Raw genomic sequence first — 19,226 nt, 5'->3', positions numbered from 1 at the left:
GCACCGGCGTACCGCACGAAGGAGGAAGCCGGACATGCCGACAGCGCCGCCCATGCTGTGGAAGCCGGACGAGAACCGGATCGAGCGCGCGAACCTCACCCCCTTCACCCGGTGGGTGCGCGAGCACCGCGGCGTCGAGGCGGCCGACTACGACGCGCTGTGGCGGTGGTCGGTCACCGACCTCGACGGCTTCTGGTCGGCCGTCTGGGAGTACTACGGCGTCAGCGCCGAGAGCCCCTACGAGCAGGTCCTCGCCGACACCTCCATGCCCGGCGCCGACTGGTTCCCCGGCGCGCGGCTGAACTACGCGCGCCACATCTTCGCCCGCCGCGACGACGACGCCGTGGCCATCCGGCACGCCTCCGAGCTGCGCATGCTGGGGGAGTGGACCTGGGGCGAGCTGCGCGCCCGCACCGCCGCCATCGCCCAGGGACTGCGCCACCTGGGCGTTCGGCCCGGCGACCGCGTCGTGGGCTATCTGCCCAACATCGCCGAGACCGTCGCCGCCTTCTACGCCTGTGCCTCCATCGGCGCCGTGTGGTCCTCCTGCTCGCCCGACTTCGGGGTGCGCAGCGTCGTCGACCGCTTCGCACAGATCGAGCCGAAGGTGCTGCTGGCCGTCGACGGCTACCGCTACGGCGGCAAGGACTTCGACCGCACGGGCGTGCTCGCCGAACTGCGCGAGCGGCTGCCCACCGTCGAGCACACCGTGGTGCTGAACTACCTGCGCGACGTCCCCGTCGAGGGGGCGCTGTCCTGGGAGGAGCTGGAGTCGGCCGGCGCCGGCGCCGGGCTCGCCTTCGCGGAGGTCCCCTTCGACCACCCGCTGTGGGTGCTGTACTCCTCAGGCACCACCGGCCTGCCCAAGGCCATCGTGCACGGCCACGGCGGCATCCTGCTGGAGCAGCTGAAGAACCTCAACCTGCACCTGGACGCCCAGGCCGGCGACCGCGTGTTCTGGTACACCACCACCGGCTGGATGATGTGGAACTTCCTGGTCAGCGTCCTGCTGACCGACGCCTCCATCGTCCTCTACGACGGCAGCCCCGGACACCCCGACCTGGGTGCGCTGTGGGACCTGGCCGACCGCGCGGAGGTCACGGTGTTCGGCACCAGCGCGGGCTTCCTGACCTCCTGCATGAAGGAGGGCGTCCGCCCCGCCGAAGGGCGCGACCTGTCCCGGCTGCACGCCGTCGGCTCGACCGGCTCCCCGCTGAGCCCCGAAGGGTTCGACTGGTGCTACCGCGAGCTCGGCCGCGACCTGTGGCTGTTCTCCACCAGCGGCGGCACCGACATCTGCAGCTGCCTGGTCGGGGGCGTCCCCGTTCTGCCGGTCTACGAGGGCGAGATCCAGGCCCGGTCGCTGGGCATGGCCGTCGCCGCCTGGGACCCCGACGGCAACGAGCTGATCGGCGAGGTCGGCGAGCTGGTCGTGACACAGCCGGCGCCGTCCATGCCGGTCCGATTCTGGAACGACCCCGGTGGCGAGCGGCTGCGCGAGAGCTACTTCTCGGTGTACCCGGGCGTCTGGCGCCACGGCGACTGGATCGAGATCACCGAGCGCGGAACGGCGATCATCTACGGCCGCTCCGACTCCACCATCAACCGCGGCGGGATCCGCATGGGCACCAGCGAGATCTACCGCGCGGTGCTGGCGCTGGAGGAGGTCACCGACGCGCTCGTGGTCGACGTGCCCCAGAAGGACGGCGGTTCGCGCATCGAGCTGTTCGTGGTCGTGCGCGAGGGCGCCGCCCTCGACGACGACCTCACCGCGCGCCTGGCGCGGCGCATCCGCGAGGACTGCTCGCCCCGCCACGTCCCCGACGCGGTGCGCGCCGTCGGCGAGGTGCCGCGCACCCTTTCCGGCAAGCTGCTGGAGGTCCCGGTCAAGCGCATCCTGATGGGCGAGAGCGCCGAAAAGGTCGCCAGCCGCGACTCGCTCGCCAACCCGCAGGCCCTGGACCACTTCACCCGGCTGGCCGGCGACGGCCGCGGCGGCGCCTGAGCAGCGGGGGCGCGCGACCCGGGCCCGGCTCCGGGCCGCGCGCGGCCCGGGAACGACCGGTCGGGCGGACGTGCGGGGACGAACCCACCGAAGACGGCCTAGTCTGGGCGCGTGTCGCAGCAGATTCCCCAACGCGGGGCCGAAGGCGCCCGCGACGCCCGGGGCGGGCGGATCGTCGGCATCGACGTCGCCCGCGCGCTCGCGGTGTTCGGCATGTTCACCGTCCACCTCGGCGTCGGCTCCATCGGCGTCTTCGGCGGCGACGCCTTCGGCGAGTCCGCCGCCGAGGCGCTCCACCAGCTCACCCGGGGCCGCTCCTCCGCGCTGTTCGCCTTCCTCGCCGGGGTCTCGCTGGCGCTGATGACCGGGCGCACCCGCCCCGTCGACGGCACGGCCCTGCAGCGGGCGCGCGCCCGCATCCTGGTGCGCGCCCTGGTGCTCGCCCTGCTCGGGGTGCTGCTCGACCTCACCGGCGCGCCGATCGCGGTCATCCTCACCTACTACGGCGGGTTCTTCCTGCTCGCACTGCCGCTGCTGCGCCTGCGCGCCCCGGCGCTGGGGTGCATCGCGGGGGCGGTCGCGGTGCTGGGGCCGGTGCTGTCCTACCTGGTCCGCGACCGGATGGCCGAGCCTCCGCTGCGCGTCAGCTCGATCGGGGGCATCACCGACTTCCTGCTGACCGGCTACTACCCGGCCGCCACCTTCATGGCCTTCGTCGTCGCGGGTATGGCCGCGGGCCGGCTGGACCTCGCGGCGCCGCGCGTCCGCGCCGCCCTGGCCGCGGGCGGGGCCGGGCTTGCGCTGCTCGGCTACGGCGGCTCCTGGCTGCTGCTGTATCCGCTGGGCGGCATCGACCGCCTGGTGCAGGCCAGGCTGGGCGGCGCCGTCGACCTGTCGGCCACCGACCCCCTGCTGCGTGCGCCGATGCGCAGCGACGTCGCCGCCGAGCTCGGCGACCTCCACGGCCAGGTGCCCACCGACTCGCTGTGGTACCTCGTGGTCGCCACGCCGCACAGCGGCACCGGCTTCGAGATCGCAGGCGCCGTGGGCACCGCCCTGCTGGTGCTGGTCGCCTGCATGGTCGCCGCGGACGTCGCGGCCGCGCCTCTGTACCCGCTGGCCGCGGCCGGGTCCATGGCGCTGACCATCTACACGGGCCACATCCTGGTGATCGCGGCGCTGGGGTACTCCTTCCAGGACGACGCGCCGTTCCGGCTGGAGGCCTTCGTGATCGGGGCCCTCCTCGCGGCCACCCTGTGGCGCATGCTGCTGGGGCGCGGTCCGCTGGAGCGCGCCCTGGGCTCGGCGGGTGACGCGGTCGCCGAGCTGGTCACCGCCGCCGCGCCGCCGGTGGAGGGCGGTACGGGCCGGCCGCCGCCCTGAGCCCGGGTCCCGGCAGGGCGCACCCGGTTCTGCGTCCTCACTCGGGCCAGCGCGGCGGGCGCTTCTCCAAGAACGCGGCGATGCCCTCGCGGGCTTCGGGCGTCTGGCTGCTCGCGGCCATGACCTCCACGGCCTGGGTGTAGGCGTCGCGCTCGGGCCGGTCGAACTGGGCGTAGAGGGTCTGCTTGCCCAGTGCGGTGCTGCGCGGCGCGCCGCGGGTGGCGCGCTCCAGCAGCCCGCGGGCCGCGGTGTCGAGCTCGGAGTCGGGTACCGCCTGGTTGACCAGGCCCCATTCGGCGGCGGTGGCGGCGTCGATCGCATCACCGGTCAGCGCCATCTCCATCGCGCGCTTGCGGCCGATGCTGCGCGAGATCGCCACCATCGGCGTGTGGCAGAACCAGCCGCCCTTGCCGCCCGGAGCGGCGAATCCGGCGTTCTGGCCGGCCACGGCGAGGTCGCAGTCGGCGACCAGCTGGCATCCGGCGGCGGTGGCCAGGCCGTGCACCCGCGCCAGGACCACCTGCGGCACCGACTGCACCGTCTGCATCAGCCGCAGGCAGGTGTTGAGCAGGTCCCGAGCGCCGTCGAGGTCGGCCTCGGCCACGTCGGCGAAGTCGTGGCCCGCGCTGAAGACGGGGCCGCTGCCCGCCAGGATCACACCGGTCGCGTCGGAGGCGCCGACCTCCTCGAACGCCTCGGTCAGCCGGCGCATGTGGTCGAGGGACAGCGCGTTGCGGCGGTCGGGCCGGTTCATGGTGATGGTGGCCACGGCGCCGTCGCGCTCGACGAGGACTGGATCATCGCTCATACCCCGACGCTACGCTCCGACGGCGCCGCAGCCCAGGCGGGGCGCGGCCGGATCCGCGCCCGGCGCCGGAATCGGGGGGTTCGGCCGCACCGCGCCGGGACGGAGAAACGGCGTACCCCGGCGGTAGCGTCTTCGCCGCCCGGCGGACTGCGCGTTGGCAGCGGCCGGGACCCGACTCCCGGACACCTTCAGGAAGGACGGCATGGACGACGACGCCGAGGTTCTCGCGTTCACCACCGAGCGGAGGCGGCTCGGATCCCGGATGTGGGAGGGGCACCGCCGGATCGCGGTGCTGCTCGATACGGGGGCAAGCGCGCCGCTGTCCCGGCTCCACTGGCGCGACCGGGACGGGGCCGAGACCGACATCGGCTTCGACCCCGGCGCGACCGGCTTCTCCGGCCTGCGCACCGAAGGCGACGGCACCGCCTTCGCGCTGCGCGGCCGCCGGTCCGAGCAGCCCCCCGCCCGGACCCCCCACCGCTTCCGGCAGGCCGGCGGCGAGGAAGGCGAGCTGCGCCTGCTCGTCGAGGACGGCGGCGCCCCGGCGGCGCGGGTGGGCTGGACCGACGCGGACGGGGGCGGCGGCGCCGTGGTCCTGCGCAGCGCGGCCGAGGTGGGCGGCGACCTCACCGGCCGGATCCGCGGCGTCGCCGTCAGCGGCGAGCACTCGGCCGCCGGGGAGGTCGGCGAGAACCTGCTGGACGACACGGCCGCAAAATGGCTGGCCTTCAAGAGCTGCGGCGCCTGGGTGCTGTTCACCATGGCCGAGCCGGTCGCCGTGCACCACTACGTGCTGGGATCGGCCGACGACTGCCCCGGACGCGACCCGCGCGCCTGGGCGCTCAAGGGGTCGTTGGACGCCCGCACGTGGACCGTCCTGGACACCCGCTCCGATGAGTTCTTCCCCGACCGGCAACAGGAGCGCGGATTCGACGTCACCGGCTCCGCGGTCGGCGCCGCCTTCCGGTACCTGCTGCTGGAGATCCGGGGCAACCGCGGCGATCCCGCCACCCAGCTCAACCGGGTGCGCCTGCATGCCGCGTCCCCCGAATACGAGTCCTTCTCCGGCTACCGCCAGGAGCCGGGCGCGGCTCCGCGGACCTACGAGGGCACCGCCGTCGGAGTCGGGACCGGCCCGGCGGGCGAGCAGCCGCTGATCACCGCCCAGCGCTGGCGGGCCTATCTGGCCGAGTACAGCGCCGACATGCTGCGGGTCGAGGAGGAGGACGAGCTGAGCGGCGTCACCGATGAGCAGCGGGCCGCCGGATGGCTCGGGTACGAAGGCGCACCAGAGGAGCGGATCGCCGACCTGGAGGAGCGGCTGGGCACCCGCCTTCCGCCCAGCTACCGGTCCTTCCTCGCCGCATCGGACGGGTGGAGGGACGTCAGCGCGTTCATGTACGAACTGCTGTCCACCGACGCCGTCGACTGGGCGGACGACGACGACTTCGGCCTCTTCTCCGGCGCCGACGACGAGCCGGAACCCTCCGGGCTCCAGGGGCCCGTGCTGCGCGTCTCCGGCGAGGGCGACGCCCAGTACTGGCTGCTGGACGCGGGCGACGTCGGGCCGGACGGCGAATGGGCGGCCTACATCTGGGCCAGCTGGTACCCGGGGCTGGGGGAGCGCCACCGCTCCTTCGCCGATCTCGTCGCCGCCGAACGCGCGGCGTTCGAGAAGCTGAAGGGCAGCGACGGCCTCCCGGTGCGTCCCGACGGCGCCGACGAACTGCTGGCCGAGGGCCGGCGGGCGGCGCTGCGCGGCGACGTCGACGACGCGCTGAAGGCCTTCGAGAGTGCCGAGACCAAGGGCTCGGGCGCCGCCGCCTATCTGAAGGCCGTCCTTTCTGCGTTCCTGGGGGAGTTCCGCTTCGCGCACCACACACTGCGCAACACGCTGTGCCATGCGCACGTGGTCGAGGCGGTCGGCGCGGAGCAACTGGGCACCGAGGCCGTCCCGCTCTTCCTGGCCGCGGCCGGGCGGGCGGGCTCCGCGTCCGCGGCTCCCCTCTCCGCGGCGGTGCGCAGCCTGGGCGGCGACCTGCCGCCCGGCCTGCTGCCCGACGAGTCCGAAGCGGCGGGACTCGACACGGACGCCTGGATCAGCGCTCGGCGCACGCCGGAGTCCCCGGCCTTCGAACGGGCGCTGGAATCGGCCCGCGCGCTGGCGGCCGACGGCGCCCACGACGAGGCCTGGTCCGCCATCCGGCGGGCGCTGCCCGAGTGGTACCCGGTCACTGAGAACCGGATCGCCCCGGTCGTCCTGCTGACGGACCCCGCCCTGCGCGGGCTCGTCACCCCGCGCAGGGCTCGTGAGGCGGTGTGCACCCCGCGCGGCGGCTACTCGGCTCCCGGCCGGTGAAACCGCGCCGGCCGGGCGGGCGGATCGTGCAGTCGGCGCTCCGCCCCCGCCCCCGCCCCTGCGCCGCGGACCGCCCGCGGCGCAGGGGATCGCGCCCCGCGTCCGGTACCGGCCAGCAATGTCTCAGAGCGGTAAACCGGTCTTGACTTCCCACCTGTTAGCGCTAACAGTTGTGATCCACGTCATAGACCGGTAGTACCGACCTATCGCACCCCCACTCCTGAGGCCCCGGTGTATCCGGGCACTCGCATCCCCCCATTTGTTAGCGCTAACAATCAGCTCCGGCTGGCGACGGCGCAGAAGGAGTCCCCCGATGAACAAGGCACTCTCGACGGCCGCGGCCGCCATCGCACTCGCCGCGGCAGCGACCGCGTGCGGAGGCGGCGGAGGCGGCGGCCAGGGCGGCGACGACACCATCGTCCTGGGCTTCTCGCAGGTGGGAGCCGAAAGCGGCTGGCGTACCGCCAACACCGAGTCCATCAAGAAGGCAGCCGAGGAGGCGGGCATCGAGCTGAAGTTCTCCGACGCCCAGCAGCAGCAGGAGAACCAGATCCAGGCGATCCGCAGCTTCATCCAGCAGGGCGTCGACGTGATCGCCTTCTCGCCCGTGGTCGAGTCGGGCTGGGACACCGTCCTCGCGGAGGCGAAGACCGCGGGCATCCCCGTCGTGCTGACCGACCGCGCGGTCGACACCGACCAGAAGGAGGTCTACGAGACTTTCCTCGGCTCCGACTTCGTAGAGGAGGGCCGCAAGGCCGGCCGGTGGCTGGTCGAGGAGTACGCGGACTCCGACGAGGACGTCGACATCGTCGAACTGCAGGGCACCACCGGCTCGGCACCCGCCATCGACCGCAAGGAGGGCTTCGCCGAGATCATCGGCGAGGACGACAGGTTCGAGATCGTCGCCTCCCAGGACGGCGACTTCACCCGCTCGGGAGGCCAGGAGGTCATGCAGGCCTTCCTCAGCTCCCACGACGACATCGACGTCCTCTACGCCCACAACGACGACATGGCGCTGGGTGCCATCGAGTCCATCGAGGCGGCCGGGCTCGAACCCGGCGAGGACATCAAGATCATCTCCGTGGACGGCATCAAGGACGCCTTCCAGGCGATGGCCGACGGCAGGATCAACGTCGTCGTGGAGTGCAACCCGCTGATCGGACCCCAGCTGATGAACCTCGTCGAGAAGGTGCACGCCGGCGAGGAGGTCGAGCCGCGCGTCGAGGTGGAGGAAGGCGTCTTCACCCAGGACCAGGCCGAGGAAGAGCTGCCGAACCGCAAGTACTGATCCGTCCGCCGCCGACGCGAAGGAGGGGCCGTGGACACCACGGCCGAGCCCGCCGTGCAGATGAGCGGGATCGTGAAGGACTTCCCCGGCGTCCGGGCCCTGGACGGCGCCGGCCTGCGGCTCCTCCCCGGCGAGGTGCACGCGCTGCTGGGGGAGAACGGGGCCGGGAAGTCCACCCTGATCAAGGTGCTGACCGGCGTTCACCGCCCCGATGCGGGCAGCGTCCGCATCGGGGGCGGGCCCGCGGGCATCGCCGGCCCGCTGGACGCCGAACGCCACGGGATCGCCACCGTCTACCAGGAGGTGAACCTGTGCCCGAACCTGTCGGTCGCGGAGAACATCCTGCTGGGCCGCGAGCCGCGCGGGCGGTTCGGGATCTCGGCGCGGCGCATGAACCGGCGGGCCGCCGACCTGGCCGCCGGAATGGAGCTGGATCTCGACGTCACCCGGGCCCTGGGTGAGTACCCCATCGCGGTCCAGCAGCTCGTCTCCATCCTCAGGGCGGTCGACCTCCAAGCCCGGGTGCTCGTGCTCGACGAGCCGACCTCCAGCCTGGACCGCGACGAGGTCCGCATCCTGTTCGACCTGGTCGAGCGGCTGCGCTCGCGCGGTGTGGCGGTCCTGTTCGTCACCCACTTCCTCGATCAGGTCTACGAGCTGTGCCGGCGCATGACGGTGCTGCGCAACGGACGGCTGGTGGGGGAGTTCGCCACCGCCGAGCTGGGCCGGCGCGAGCTGATCGGCCACATGCTCGGCGAACAGGCCGGTGAGCTGGACCGGTTGGAGGAGCGCGCCCGCAGCGGCGGTCCGCCCCCCGGGACCACGCCGCTGCTGCGGGCGCGCGGCCTGGGCCGCTCGGGCGGCATCGCCCCCTACGACCTGGACGTGGCGCCCGGCGAGATCGTCGGTCTGGCCGGGCTGCTGGGCTCCGGGCGGACCGAGGCCGTGCGGCTGCTGTTCGGCGCCGACCGCCCCGACACCGGGAACGTGGAGGTGGACGGCCGTCCGGTGCCGCTGCGCACGCCCCGGTCGGCCATCGCCGAAGGCCTGGCCTACTGCTCGGAGGACCGCAAGGCCGAAGGGCTGGTGGCCGAGCTGTCCGTCGCCGACAACCTGCTGCTGGCCATGCAGGCCGCCCGCGGCTGGATGCTGCCGCTGCCCGCGAGGACGCGGGCCGAACTGGTCGAGCGCTACATCTCGGCACTGCGCATCCGGCCCGCGGCTCCCGACACCCCGGTGGGCGCCCTCAGCGGCGGCAATCAGCAGAAGGTGCTGCTGGGCCGGTGGCTGATCATGCGGCCCCGGCTGCTCATTCTCGACGAGCCCACCCGCGGGATCGACGTCGGGGCGAAGGCCGAGGTGCAGCGCCTGGTGGCGGCCCAGGCGCAGGAGGGCACCGCGGTGCTGTTCGTCTCCTCCGAGCTGGAGGAGGTGCTGCGGCTGAGCCACCGGGTGGTGGTGCTGCGGGACCGGCGGGTGGTCAACGCGCTGGACAACGGCGACGGCGGGCTGGCCGTGGACCGCGTGCTCGCCGAGATCGCGGAAGGGGGTGCGCAGTGAGGTCGGCGCAGACCCGGCGGCTGGTGTGGCCGCTGCTGGTGCTCGCGGGGCTGCTGGTCGCCAACCTGGCCGCCACCCCCGGGTTCTTCGAGATCAGCGTCAAGGGCGGGCGGCTGTACGGCAGCCTCGTCGACATCCTGCACTTCGGGACGCCGCTGCTGCTGATCTCCCTGGGCATGACGCTGGTGATAGCGCTGCGCGGCATCGACCTGTCGGTGGGCGCCGTGGTGGCCGTGTCCGGTGCCCTCGCCTGCGAGACGATCGCCGCCGCCGGCGGCGGTCAGGGATCGGCGGCGACGGCGGCCGCGGCGGTCGCCGTCGCCTTGGGTGCGTCGGCGCTGCTGGGGCTGTGGAACGGGTTCCTCGTCTCGGTGCTGCGGATCCAGCCGATCGTGGCCACGCTCATCCTCATGGTCGCCGGCCGCGGGCTCGCCCAGCTGATCACCGGCGGCCAGATCACCACGGTGCGCAGCGAGCCCTACCGCGAGATCGCGGCGGGCAGCCTGGCCGCCGTGCCGTTCACCGTGATCGTGGCGGCGACCACGGTCCTGCTGATGTGGCTGCTGGTGCGCCGCACCGCCCTCGGCCTGCTCATCGAGGCGGTCGGCGGCAACGCAGAGGCCGGGCGCTTGGCCGGGATCCGCGCGACCGGACTTTCCGTGGCGGCCTACACCTTCTGCGGGCTGTGCGCCGGACTCGCCGGGGTCATCATCAGCGCCAACACCGGCAGCGCCGACGGCAACAACGCCGGGCTGTGGATCGAGCTGGACGCCATCCTCGCCGTCGTCATCGGGGGGACCCTGCTCACCGGAGGGCGCTTCTCGATCGCGGGGACGGTGCTGGGCGCGCTCATCGTGCAGACGCTGTCCACCACCGTCTACACCATGGGCGTGCCGCCGGAGAGCGCGCTGGTGTTCAAGGCGATCGTGGTGTTCCTGGTGTGCCTGCTGCAGTCGCCGCGGTTCCGCGCGCAGGTCGCGGCGCCGTTCCGGCGCGGGGGACCGCCGATCCGGGCGCGGACCGGTCCCGGCCCGGCGCCGACCGAGGAGGACGACGTGACGACCGCGGCGACGAACGCCGGAAGCCCGGGCGCACCGGAGGTGCAGCGATGACAACGCCTTCCACCCTCCCCGAGCTGTCCCGGGCGGTCCACCGCACCCGCGAGCTGCTGGAGGGCCGGCGCCGGTTCATCCCCGTGGCCATGGCCGCCACCGTGCTCGTGCTGCTGTTCGCCGCCGGGTCCGTGCGCTACACCGGGTTCCTGGAACCGCAGGTCGCGCTCAACCTCCTGGTGAACAACTCCTTCCTGGTGGTGCTGGCGGTGGGGGTGACGTTCGTGATTCTGGCGGGCGGCATCGACCTGTCGACCGGGTCGGTGCTGGCGCTGTCGGCGATGCTCTGCGCCTGGCTGCTGCGCGAGGGGTGGCCCCCGCTGCTGGTGATACCGGTCGCGCTGCTGGCCGGGGCCGCCATCGGCCTCGCCCAGGGCTGCATCATCCACTTCTACGGGGTGCAGCCCTTCATCGCCACGCTCGGCGGCATGTTCTTCGCGCGCGGCCTGTGCTACCTCATCAGCACCGAGTCGATCCCGATCACCGACCCGCTCTTCTCCACGCTCGCCCAGACGCGGGTGCCGCTCCCGGGCGGGACCTCCCTCAGCGTCGGCGCGGTCGTCGCGCTGGCGGCCGCGGGGGCGGCGGCCTACGTGCTGCACCGCTCCCGGTTCGGCCGCAGCGTCTACGCGGTGGGCGGGAGCGAGTCCTCGGCGATGCTCATGGGCCTGGCGGTGGGCCGGGTGAAGGTCGGGGTCTACACGATCAGCGGGTTCTGCGCGGCGCTGGGCGGGGTGCTGTACACCCTCTACATCGCCTCCGGCAACAGCCTGCACGGCCTGGGCATGGAGCTGGACGCGATCGCCGCGGTGGTGATCGGGGGGACTCTGCTCACCGGCGGGTTCGGCTATGTGCTGGGCAGCGTGATCGGCGTGCTGACCCTGGGCACTATCCAGACGATCCTGGTCTTCGAGGGCACGCTCAGCTCCTGGTGGACCCGCATCGTCGCCGGAGCGCTGCTGTTCGCGTTCATCCTCCTCCAGCGCGCGCTGGCTCCACGCGCAGCGAAATGACGCGGTAGGCGGGGCCTGACGCCGCCGGCCCGACCGGCCGGGCCGTTCGGCGGCGTCTCAGCGGTGCCCCGCCTTCGGCCCCGCAGCGGCGGTCAGCCCCGCTGGTCCGGCGGTGCCGAACCCTCGCCCGAGGACCCGGGCCCGCTTCCGGACCCGCCGTCCTCGCGGGACGCGTCGGCCGCCTCGGCGGCCCTGGCCTTCTCTGCCTCCTCGGCCTGTGCGCGCTCGGCCAGCGCCGCCTCGTGCCGGGCACCGGGGTCCCAGCCCCGGTCGACGGCGCGCTTCTGCACCCAGACCGCGCCCGCGAGCAGGACCGCCGCGACCAGCAGCGCCACTACCACGCCGCCCGCGTCGCCGGCGCGGAAGGCGTAGCCGATCACGATGCCGAACCAGCCGAAGTCGGCGTCGCCGAAGGTGGTGTTGGCGTCGCCGAAGTCGCCCAGTACGCCCAGCAGGAACGCCGGCAGCAGCGTGATCAGCACACCGTTGACGAACGCGCCCGCCACAGCGCCGCGCCGTCCACCGGTCGCGTTGCCGTAGACGCCCGCGGCGCCGCCGGTGAAGAAGTGCGGCACGAGGCCGGGCAGGATCAGCGCCAGGCCGAAGGCCGGGTTGATCACCGACGCCATCACCGCCAGCGTCACCAGGCCGCCGACGAAGCTGGAGAGGAACCCGACCAGCACGGCGTTCTGCGCGAACGGGAAGACGATGGGCGCGTCCAGCGCCGGCACCGCGCCCGGCACCACGCGGTCGGCGATGCCCTGGAAGGCCGGCACCAGCTCGCCCAGGATGGTGCGCACGCCGTAGAGGATCACCGCGACGCCGATGCCGAACTGCAGGCCCTGCATGACCGCCTGCATGAGGAAGTGCCCGATGGTGGGGTCGATGCCCTCTGCGGGCGGGAACATCTCCAGCGCGGCGGCGGTGCCCTGGCGCGCCCAGTACACCAGCGCCACCACGAAGTAGATGAGCACCATCGACAGCGCGGTGGCCACCATCGAGTCCCGCAGGAACCGCAGCCCTTCGGGCAGCTTCAGGTCCTCGGTGCTGCGGCTGGTGCGCCCGACCAGCTGGCCGGTGGCGCCCGAGGCCACATAGCCCAGCGTGCCGAAGTGCCCGATGGCGATCTTGCCGTCGCCGCCGACCCGGCGCGTCCAGGGCTGGGCGAGAGCGGGCAGCGACACCATCACCGCCGCCAGCAGGACCGCGCCCAACAGCACGGCCAGCCAGGTGGGCAGGTCCGTGGTCGCCAGCACCATGGTCAGCAGCGTGGCCATGAACAGGATGTGGTGGCCGGTCAGGAACACGTAGCGCAGCGGGGTGAAGCGCGCCAGCACCAGGCTCAGCGCGAACCCCGCGATCATGATCCAGGCGACCTGGGCGCCGAACCGGTCCTGGGCGATGGCCACGATCGCCTCGTTGGTCGGGACCACCCCCTGGGCGCCGGCGGCCCCCTGGATCATCTGGCCCAGCGGGTCCAGCGCGGCGACGACGATCCCGGCCCCCGCGCCGATCAGCAGGAAGCCCAGGACCGCTTTGAGCCCTCCGCCCACGATCTGGCCGACCGACCTGCGCAGGGCGATCAGGCCGACCGCGGTGATCAGGCCGACCATGTAGGCCGGGACGCTGAGGACCTCGTTGACGACGAACTGCGCGACGGCGACGATCCACTCCATTGGGGCGCTCCTGGGATCGGGGAATCATTCGGCGAGTGCGGCGGCCGGGGCTCGCGGAGCCCCGCCGCGTGGCCGCGGGGGTGGGCGGCGGCGTGCCGTGGCGGGCGGGGCGAGGCCGCGGGCGCGGCCCGGTGCGGCTAGAGCCCGAGCGCGGTGCCGAGCTTGTTGCGGACCTCGTCGCCGTCGACGAAGTTGTCCACGACGACCACGGGCACGCCCATGTCCCCCAGCTCGGCCGCGAGCTCACCGGAGGTCAGCACCACGTCGGCGGTACTGGCGGCGCCGCGGGCCGTGCCGATGTCGGCCACCTCGACGTCGGCGTCCAGCCCCAGGTCCTTCGCGGCCTTCTCCGCGTTGCTCTTGAGCAGGATGCTCGTGCCGATTCCCATGCCGCAGACAGCCAGGATCTTCATGTCTCTTCGCTCGATTCGTACTCGCTGATGGTGCCGTGGATCAGCTCGGCGTCGGTCGCGCCGCTCAGCCGCTCCAGCCGGTCGGGGTCGGCCAGCAGCCGCGCCAGCCGCGACAGCGCCGAGGAGTGGCCGTCGTGGTCGACCGCGGCGAGCCCGATCACCAGACGGACCGGGTCGTTCGTGCTGTGCCCGAACTCCACCGGCGTCTTCAGTCCGACCCAGGAGAGCCCGGTGCGCAGCACGGCGGGGGAGGGCCGGGAGTGGGCCAGGGCGAGTCCGGGGGCGATCACGATGTAGGGCCCGTACTGGTCCACTGCCGTCTGCATCTCGTCGATGTAGGCGGCGGTGGTTGCGCCTGTGGTGACCAGGAGCTCGCCGGCCGCCCGGATCGCGGCCCGCCAGTCCTCGGCCTCGGTGCCGGTGGCGATCGCCTCGACCGGCAGCAGGTGCGAGAGGGACGGTTCCTGCATGGTGCCTCCCGTGGTGGACCCGGCTGCCCGTGTGCGCTGTCGGGATATGCCCCGGCAAAGGGCCGCGCATTCACGCGCGGGGATGATCAGCCGAAACCGGGGTACGCGGATTCCCCGCTGCGGGTCGGCGCGGGTGCCGGTAGCCTCCCCTGTGGCGAAGACGTCCACGCGGGGAGGGAGGCCGCATGCCGCGTCCGATGAACCTGATCTTCGACGCCGACGACACGCTCTGGGAGTGCAACGTCCTCTTCGAGCGGGCGATCGAGGAGTTCATCGACTACGTCGGCCGCCCGGAACTGCCGCGCGCCGAGGTGCGCGCGGCGCTGACCGAGATCGAGCGCGAGAACAGCGCCGCCTACGGCTACGGCGCCCGCGTCTTCGAGCGCAGCCTGGGCGACTGCCTGGCCCGGCTGCGGCCCCGCGCCGGTGTGGGCGACGCCGACCGCGCCTACCTGCACCGGCTGTGCAGGCGCGTCGTCGAAGGCGAGACCGTCCTGCTGGAAGGCGTGCTGGAGACCCTGCACGCGCTGCGGGAGCGGCACACCCTTTACCTGCTGACCAAGGGCCACCCCGAGGAGCAGCAGCGCAAGATCGACGTCTCGGGTGTGGCCGCGCTGTTCGCCGGCCTGGGGATCGTGCCGGAGAAGGACCCCGACGCCTACCGCGAGTTCGGGCGCACCCACAGCCTCGACCCCGAGCACACCTGGATGATCGGCAACTCGGTGCGCTCGGACGTGCTGCCCGCGCTGGAGGCGGGCATGGGCGCGGTCCTGGTGCCCCACCCGGCCACCTGGGTCCTGGAGCACGCCGAACCGCCCGAGGAGCACGAGCGCTTCCGCGAGGTCGCCCCCATCGAGCGGCTGGTGGAGTTCTTCTGAGGGGGCGGGCGCGCCGGTCGCCGCGTCGACCGGCGCGCCCGCCCCGTTCCCGTCCGCCGCGGCGTATCCGGACGAGAGCGGCTAGAACACGCGATCGGCGCGCGGGAGCGAGCGCAGCAGGTAGGCCGCGCCCCAGCACAGCGGTAGTCCGAGCGCGGCCACGACGGCGAACTCGGCGACCGATGGCGCTTCCCACCAGGACAGGGCGTAGTTCAGACCGATCAGCACGACAGGGTGCAGGAAGTAGACCGCATAGGCCTGGTCGGAGAGGAACGCCCCGACGGCCGAGCGCCGGTTGAACAGCCGCTGGAACAGGGCCAGCAGCGCCAGCACGGCGCCCACGGCGAGGATGTTCTCCGCGGCGGCCACCGCCAGCGACTGCCAGCTGCCGGGCAGGAGTGCCTCCTCGTACACCGTGCTCGCCAGGAGCAGGTAGACCGGCGCCATGAGCAGGGCGGCGCCCGCTCCGCCCCGGCCCGCCCAGCGCGGGACGGCGTTGAGCCAGCCCTTGCGGAAGGCCAGCACCCCCGCGGCGAACAGCAGGACGTACTGCGGCATGAAGCCGGGGGTGGGCAGCCCGACGACCGGCCAGGCGGCGTCGCCGGGCACCACGATGCGCCACAGGTAGGTGGCCGCCACCAGGACGGCCACGAAGCCGGCGACGGCCGCCGGACCGGGCATGGGAGCCGGCCCGGCCGGGCGGATCGCCTCCGCGGTCGGGGCCGCGGTCCGGCGCTTCGGCCGGATCCGCCTGACCAGCGCGTATACCAGGGCGAAGACCAGCAGTGTCTCGACGAACCACATGGGGCCGGGCTCCCACGTCGCCAGGTAGAAGCGCCAGTAGGGCGCCGGGTCGGTCTCGTTCAGGTAGATCCCGAGGTAGACCACGGGGCGCAGGAGCACCAGGTAGATCAGCAGCGGCAGGCCCAGCCGCACCAGCCTGCCGTGCAGGAAGCCGCGGGCGCCCTTGCGGTCGTGGGAGCCGGGCGTGAAGAACCCGGAGATCAGGAAGAAGAACCCCATGAAGAAGGTCTGGTTGAGCGCGAGGAAGGCGTCGAGCAGCACGCTGCTGGAGTCGTCGCCGGGGTCGATGTAGTACCAGGCCGGGATGTTGCTGTAGGCCAGGGCGGCGTGGTGCAGCACCACCAGCACCGTCAGCGCGGCGCGCAGGTGGTCGAGGTAGTGCAGCCGCGGTCGGGTAGGGGAGGCGGCGCCGCCGTGCGGCGGGGCGACGAGGGGCCGGTCCGATGCCATGGGTGTTTGATCCGGAGGCGGTCCGTGCTGCGGCGGAGGTTCGTTCGCTGGTTGAAATTCTGTTCGGTCGGACTGTTTTTTGTCCACTCGGCCAGTTTTCTGGTTAAACGGACAGGAACGAAATGGGGGTTGTCCCCGAGCGCCCCCTGAGTCGACCCCGAGTCGGGTCAGGGGCGGCGTGCCGCGGCGGCGCAGCGCCGGCGCGCCCGCGGACGGGTGCAGCCCGGTGCGGACCGGCGCGGGCCTCAGGCGGGGGAGTCGGGGCGCACAGAGCGGTCGATGAGATCGGCGAGTTCGGCGGCGTGGGCGTGCAGGTCGTGGTCCGGATGGGCCACCCAGTACGCGAACATGCCGTCGATCGAGGCCTGGAGGGACACCGCCACGACGCGCACGTCGAAGTCGCGGAGCACGCCCCGGTCCTGCCCCGCGCGCAGGCGCTCCTCGATCGCCCGGTAGACCGGCTCGCTCACCTTCATGCGGTAGCCCGGGGAGCCCGCGGGGGCCGGCATGCCGTCGAAGATGCCGGACAGGGCCATCAGCTGCTCGCGGTTTCCGCGCATGTAGTCGGCCACGGCCAGGATGTGGGTCCGCACGGCGGCGCGCTCGTCGGGCGCCTCGGCCACGCGCGGCAGCACGAAGTCCGCGATCGTCGAGTAGACCTGCTCGACGACCTGCTCCATCAGCTCGTCCTTGCCGGAGAAGTGGTAGGAGATGACGCCCTTGCTGATACCGGCGTGCTGTGCGATGCGGGCCAGCGAGGCGTTGGCGTAGCCCTCCTCGGCGACGGTGTCGATGGCCGCGGAGACGATCTGCGCGCGCCGGGCCTCCTCGATGAAGGTGCGCTTGCGCCGGCCGCTCGGGCGAGTACCTGACCCCATGGACAGCGAAAGTATCAGCGGGCCGCACGGGCGCCCGCGCTACCCCGCGCCACGCGTCGCGCGGATGTGCGGTCGCAGGGTCGCGGGGGTCGGGCGGGTTCGGGGCGAGGGCGGTCGCACGGTCGCGGGGGTCGGGCGGGTTCGGGGCGAGGGCGGTCGGGGCCGGTGGGGGTGTCGGCGGCCTGGCGCGCCGGTGTGCGCCCCACGCAGTGCGGAGGCGGGCCGCCGCCGCGCGCGTCAGTGCCTGCGGCGGGTGATGTGGGCGGCGGTGCGGTCGCGGTGCTCCAGGGAGTCGCTGGTCGTGCGCGACTGGGCGCGCATCAGGCGGCGGGCGTCGTCGGCGGCCGCGCGCGCCGTCTCGGGCGAGGCCGCGCGCCGGGGCGCGCCGGGGCCTTCGGCGGGCGCCCCCAGGTCGTCGGGCAGCCCGATCCGGCCGACGATGCGCATCTGGGCGCCCTCCTGGGAGACCGACGGGCGGATGTCACCCGTCTCCGACTTCCAGTTGCGCAGCCGGTGCTGCAGCCACTCGACGCCCTCGTAGCCCTCGCCCTGCGGCCACTGCGCGCCGTCGTAGCGGTGGCCCAGGGCGTGCAGGAGGTCGCCCAGCGTCCAGCCGGCCGCGAAGAACCGGGCCGCCTCCTCGCGCAGCTCGGCGAAGTCGACGCCGCGCAGCGAGGGGTCGCTGCGCCGCAGCGTCTCGCACGCCCGATGCACGTCGCTGCGGGTGTGCACGGAGGCCGCGAGCGGATCGGGGGCCCGCCTCTCCAGCAGCGCCGGGTCGACGGTCACCACCACGTCGCCGCCGCCGCGGTTCTGCCAGATGCTCACCTGGTCGCGGGCCCAGCCCTGCGACTCCACGAGATCGGCTGCGAGCCGCCGCAGATCCAGGTCGCCGGTGTCGGAGCTGATGCGGAACTCGGCCACTCCCGCCGCCTCCCTCCGTGCCGCCGCACCGCGCGGCCGCTCGCCTGACGATGAACCCTGCGGGGACTCCTCCACCGCAGGACGGGTGCCGCACTCCATCATGCCCCACCGCCGAAGGCGGCGTCCCCGGCGCCGCCGTCCACAAGCGGGCTTGCCCGTCGCCCCCGCGCGATGGTGACGTGGCACTATGGGGGCGTTGCCCGCCGGTGCCACAAGCAGCCGACCGGGCGTCCCCGACCCGCGACCCGCGTGAGGTGCCCGTGCCCGAGACCGTCCTTCCACCCGACCAGGCGGCGTCGAACACGTCGCTGCGGGCGCTGCTGCACGGGCTGCCCGGAGTCGACGAGGTCGGCGCCCGAGCGCGCGCCGCCGACCTCTCCACGCGCTCCATCAAGACCGCCGCCAAGGCTCGGGCGATCGACCTCGCCATCGGCATGATCGACCTGACCACGCTGGAGGGCGCCGACACCGCCGGCAAGGTCCGCGCGCTCTCGGCCAAGGCGATGCGCCCCGACCCCGCCGACCCCACCGTGCCGCCGGCGGCCGCGGTGTGCGTCTACTCCGACCTCGTCGCCACGGCCGCCGAGGCGCTGGCCGGCTCCGGGGTCAAGGTCGCGTCGGTGGCCACCGCCTTCCCGTCGGGGCGCGCGCCGCTGGAGGCCAAGCTCGCCGACACCCGCCGCGCCGTCGCCGACGGCGCCGCCGAGATCGACATGGTGATCGACCGCGGCGCGTTCCTCGCCGGCGACTACCGCACCGTCCACGACGAGATCACCGCGATCAAGGAGGCCTGCGGGGGCGCCCACCTGAAGGTGATCCTCGAGACCGGCGAGCTCGCCACCTACGACAACGTCCGCCGCGCGTCCTGGCTGGCCATCCACGCCGGCGCCGACTTCATCAAGACCTCCACCGGCAAGGTCGCGCCCTCCGCCACGCTGCCCGTCACCCTGATCATGCTGGAGGCGGTACGCGACCACTTCGCCGCCACCGGGCGCCGCGTCGGCGTCAAGCCCGCCGGCGGCATCCGCACGACCAAGGACGCGCTGAAGTACCTGGTCCTGGTGAACGAGGTCGCCGGCGACGGCTGGCTCGACGCCGACCACTTCCGGCTCGGCGCCTCCAGTCTGCTCAACGACCTGCTGATGCAGCGCACCCGGCTGTCCACGGGCACCTATTCCGGCCCCGACTACTACACCCTGGACTGA

The 19,226-nt window shown here is 73.3% G+C and carries 16 protein-coding genes; 9 read left to right on the top strand and 7 right to left on the bottom strand.

What is annotated here, in order from left to right; genetic code table 11:
- Positions 1-52: 52 nt before the first annotated feature.
- A complete protein-coding gene (locus tag ABEA15_RS06385) occupies positions 53-2,005 on the top strand; it encodes an acetoacetate--CoA ligase (RefSeq protein ID WP_345555899.1) in 1,953 nt (650 codons plus the stop codon).
- A 111-nt stretch (positions 2,006-2,116) separates the two neighbouring features.
- Positions 2,117-3,388: a heparan-alpha-glucosaminide N-acetyltransferase domain-containing protein gene (locus ABEA15_RS06380; protein WP_345555843.1), complete on the top strand. Its 1,272-nt coding sequence runs from the start codon at positions 2,117-2,119 to the stop codon at positions 3,386-3,388.
- A 37-nt stretch (positions 3,389-3,425) separates the two neighbouring features.
- Here ABEA15_RS06380 and ABEA15_RS06375 read toward each other — a convergent pair whose 3' ends face one another.
- Positions 3,426-4,196 carry an enoyl-CoA hydratase-related protein gene (locus tag ABEA15_RS06375; RefSeq protein ID WP_344140735.1) on the bottom strand — a complete coding sequence of 257 codons (771 nt, stop codon included), beginning with the start codon at positions 4,194-4,196 and terminating at the stop codon, positions 3,426-3,428.
- 202 nt (positions 4,197-4,398) lie between these two features.
- Between ABEA15_RS06375 and ABEA15_RS06370 the strand changes: the two genes are divergently transcribed.
- The 5 genes from ABEA15_RS06370 to yjfF all read left to right on the top strand — a co-directional run bounded on the left by ABEA15_RS06370 (position 4,399) and on the right by yjfF (position 11,528).
- Positions 4,399-6,555 (top strand): SMI1/KNR4 family protein, encoded by a 2,157-nt coding sequence (locus ABEA15_RS06370; protein ID WP_345555842.1) that lies wholly within the window; start codon positions 4,399-4,401, stop codon positions 6,553-6,555.
- Between the two features lie 313 nt (positions 6,556-6,868).
- Complete coding sequence (locus tag ABEA15_RS06365) at positions 6,869-7,843, top strand: ABC transporter substrate-binding protein (RefSeq protein WP_344140733.1); 975 nt, start codon at positions 6,869-6,871, stop codon at positions 7,841-7,843.
- 30 nt (positions 7,844-7,873) lie between these two features.
- Positions 7,874-9,403 carry a sugar ABC transporter ATP-binding protein gene (locus tag ABEA15_RS06360; protein ID WP_345555841.1) on the top strand — a complete coding sequence of 510 codons (1,530 nt, stop codon included), beginning with the start codon at positions 7,874-7,876 and terminating at the stop codon, positions 9,401-9,403.
- Complete coding sequence (locus ABEA15_RS06355; RefSeq protein WP_344140731.1) at positions 9,400-10,515, top strand: ABC transporter permease; 1,116 nt, start codon at positions 9,400-9,402, stop codon at positions 10,513-10,515. The genes ABEA15_RS06360 and ABEA15_RS06355 overlap by 4 nt, the downstream gene beginning before the upstream one ends.
- Complete coding sequence (gene yjfF / locus ABEA15_RS06350; RefSeq protein ID WP_345555840.1) at positions 10,512-11,528, top strand: galactofuranose ABC transporter, permease protein YjfF; 1,017 nt, start codon at positions 10,512-10,514, stop codon at positions 11,526-11,528. The genes ABEA15_RS06355 and yjfF overlap by 4 nt, the downstream gene beginning before the upstream one ends.
- A 92-nt stretch (positions 11,529-11,620) precedes the next feature.
- Here yjfF and ulaA read toward each other — a convergent pair whose 3' ends face one another.
- The 3 genes from ulaA to ABEA15_RS06335 form a co-directional block, all read right to left on the bottom strand.
- Positions 11,621-13,204, bottom strand: coding sequence for a PTS ascorbate transporter subunit IIC (gene ulaA, locus ABEA15_RS06345; protein ID WP_345555839.1), 1,584 nt, complete (start codon positions 13,202-13,204; stop codon positions 11,621-11,623).
- A gap of 137 nt (positions 13,205-13,341) precedes the next feature.
- Entirely contained in the window at positions 13,342-13,617 is a 276-nt protein-coding gene (locus tag ABEA15_RS06340) for a PTS sugar transporter subunit IIB (RefSeq protein ID WP_344140725.1), read from the bottom strand.
- Positions 13,614-14,087: a PTS sugar transporter subunit IIA gene (locus ABEA15_RS06335; protein WP_344140723.1), complete on the bottom strand. Its 474-nt coding sequence runs from the start codon at positions 14,085-14,087 to the stop codon at positions 13,614-13,616. The genes ABEA15_RS06340 and ABEA15_RS06335 overlap by 4 nt, the downstream gene beginning before the upstream one ends.
- A gap of 185 nt (positions 14,088-14,272) precedes the next feature.
- On the opposite strand from ABEA15_RS06335, the gene ABEA15_RS06330 reads away from it, so the two are divergent.
- On the top strand, positions 14,273-14,965 hold the full coding sequence (locus ABEA15_RS06330; RefSeq protein WP_344140721.1) for an HAD family hydrolase: 693 nt from the start codon (positions 14,273-14,275) through the stop codon (positions 14,963-14,965).
- Between the two features lie 81 nt (positions 14,966-15,046).
- On the opposite strand, the gene ABEA15_RS06325 is transcribed toward ABEA15_RS06330, so the two are convergent.
- The 3 genes from ABEA15_RS06325 to ABEA15_RS06315 form a co-directional block, all read right to left on the bottom strand.
- Complete coding sequence (locus ABEA15_RS06325) at positions 15,047-16,219, bottom strand: acyltransferase family protein (protein WP_345555838.1); 1,173 nt, start codon at positions 16,217-16,219, stop codon at positions 15,047-15,049.
- A 245-nt stretch (positions 16,220-16,464) separates the two neighbouring features.
- A complete protein-coding gene (locus ABEA15_RS06320) occupies positions 16,465-17,097 on the bottom strand; it encodes a TetR/AcrR family transcriptional regulator (protein ID WP_344140716.1) in 633 nt (210 codons plus the stop codon).
- Between the two features lie 237 nt (positions 17,098-17,334).
- A complete protein-coding gene (locus tag ABEA15_RS06315) occupies positions 17,335-18,021 on the bottom strand; it encodes a hypothetical protein (protein WP_344140714.1) in 687 nt (228 codons plus the stop codon).
- Positions 18,022-18,275: 254 nt separating this feature from the next.
- Between ABEA15_RS06315 and deoC the strand changes: the two genes are divergently transcribed.
- Entirely contained in the window at positions 18,276-19,226 is a 951-nt protein-coding gene (deoC, locus tag ABEA15_RS06310) for a deoxyribose-phosphate aldolase (protein WP_345555837.1), read from the top strand.

Origin of the sequence: Streptomonospora halophila (assembly GCF_039542725.1) — a bacterium.
GTDB lineage: Bacteria > Actinomycetota > Actinomycetes > Streptosporangiales > Streptosporangiaceae > Streptomonospora > Streptomonospora halophila.
Note: the sequence above shows the minus strand (reverse complement) of the source record. Positions and strands in the feature narration are given on the sequence as shown.

Coding starts and splice junctions, on each gene's coding strand:
- ulaA (WP_345555839.1), bottom strand. CDS start 13,204: ATGGAGTGGATCGTCGCCGTCGCGCAGTTCGTCGTCAACGAGGTCCTC.
- ABEA15_RS06340 (WP_344140725.1), bottom strand. CDS start 13,617: ATGAAGATCCTGGCTGTCTGCGGCATGGGAATCGGCACGAGCATCCTG.
- ABEA15_RS06370 (WP_345555842.1), top strand. CDS start 4,399: ATGGACGACGACGCCGAGGTTCTCGCGTTCACCACCGAGCGGAGGCGG.
- ABEA15_RS06330 (WP_344140721.1), top strand. CDS start 14,273: ATGCCGCGTCCGATGAACCTGATCTTCGACGCCGACGACACGCTCTGG.
- ABEA15_RS06375 (WP_344140735.1), bottom strand. CDS start 4,196: ATGAGCGATGATCCAGTCCTCGTCGAGCGCGACGGCGCCGTGGCCACC.
- yjfF (WP_345555840.1), top strand. CDS start 10,512: ATGACAACGCCTTCCACCCTCCCCGAGCTGTCCCGGGCGGTCCACCGC.
- ABEA15_RS06335 (WP_344140723.1), bottom strand. CDS start 14,087: ATGCAGGAACCGTCCCTCTCGCACCTGCTGCCGGTCGAGGCGATCGCC.
- ABEA15_RS06385 (WP_345555899.1), top strand. CDS start 53: ATGCTGTGGAAGCCGGACGAGAACCGGATCGAGCGCGCGAACCTCACC.
- ABEA15_RS06365 (WP_344140733.1), top strand. CDS start 6,869: ATGAACAAGGCACTCTCGACGGCCGCGGCCGCCATCGCACTCGCCGCG.
- ABEA15_RS06320 (WP_344140716.1), bottom strand. CDS start 17,097: ATGGGGTCAGGTACTCGCCCGAGCGGCCGGCGCAAGCGCACCTTCATC.
- ABEA15_RS06325 (WP_345555838.1), bottom strand. CDS start 16,219: ATGGCATCGGACCGGCCCCTCGTCGCCCCGCCGCACGGCGGCGCCGCC.